This is a genomic window from Bradyrhizobium sp. Leo170, assembly GCF_004296405.1.
GTDB lineage: Bacteria > Pseudomonadota > Alphaproteobacteria > Rhizobiales > Xanthobacteraceae > Bradyrhizobium.
In genome coordinates, this window is the sequence record NZ_PSRR01000796.1 from 1 (window position 1) to 793 (window position 793).

The 793-nt window shown below is 64.7% G+C and carries 2 protein-coding genes; both read left to right on the forward strand.

The features are described from left to right. The coding region (locus tag CWO89_RS44770) for an ABC transporter ATP-binding protein C-terminal domain-containing protein (protein WP_502702959.1) at positions 1-287 on the forward strand (287 nt) is incomplete at its 5' end. Continuing rightward, on the forward strand, positions 284-793 hold a 510-nt coding region (locus CWO89_RS44775), incomplete at its 3' end, for an endonuclease domain-containing protein (protein WP_245476885.1). The genes CWO89_RS44770 and CWO89_RS44775, both read left to right, overlap by 4 nt.

Genomic DNA, 793 nt, shown 5'->3' on the forward strand with positions numbered 1-793 from the left:
CGCTGCTCTGCCTCGACGAGCCGGCCGCCGGCCTCAATGCGCGCGAGAGCGCCGCGCTAAGCGAGCTGCTGCTCTCGATCCGCTCGGAACTCGGCACCTCGATCCTCTTGATCGAGCACGACATGTCCGTGGTGATGGAGATTTCCGACCACGTCGTAGTGATGGATTACGGCGTCAAGATCGCCGAGGGAACCCCAGCGGCCGTGCGCGACGATCCCAAGGTGATCGCCGCCTATCTCGGCGCCGACGAGGAAGAAGCCATCGCCGTCATGGAGAGCGGCACGTGATCGCGCCCGACGAGAAGCCTCCCACCTCCCCCTGCAAGGGGGAGGTCGACCGCGAAGCGGGCGGGTGGGGGTCTCGCTTTTCCCGCACGAAAGATATGACCGCAAGAGCGCGGTCCCTCCGCGCCAACATGACCGACGCGGAATTACGGCTGTGGCGTGCTCTGCGTCGCGACCAGCTCAACGGCCTCTCGTTCCGAAAGCAGCATCCCATCGGCCCATACACGGTCGACTTCTATTGCTCGCGTCTCCGCCTCGCCGTTGAGGTGGACGGCGGACAGCATGCTGAAGAACGCAAAAAGGCCGACGATCGGCGAACGCGGTGGCTTGTCGAGAAAGGCGTCACCGTTGTGCGCTACTGGAACAATGACGTGTTGTCGAATTTGGAGGGCGTGCTCAGCGATCTTCTCGCGCACACCGAGAGGCTGGCGCAAGCGGAGACAACCCCCACCCCAACCCTCCCCCTTTCAGGGGGAGGGAGAAGCGAGCGCTCGCCCTCTCACCTCCCC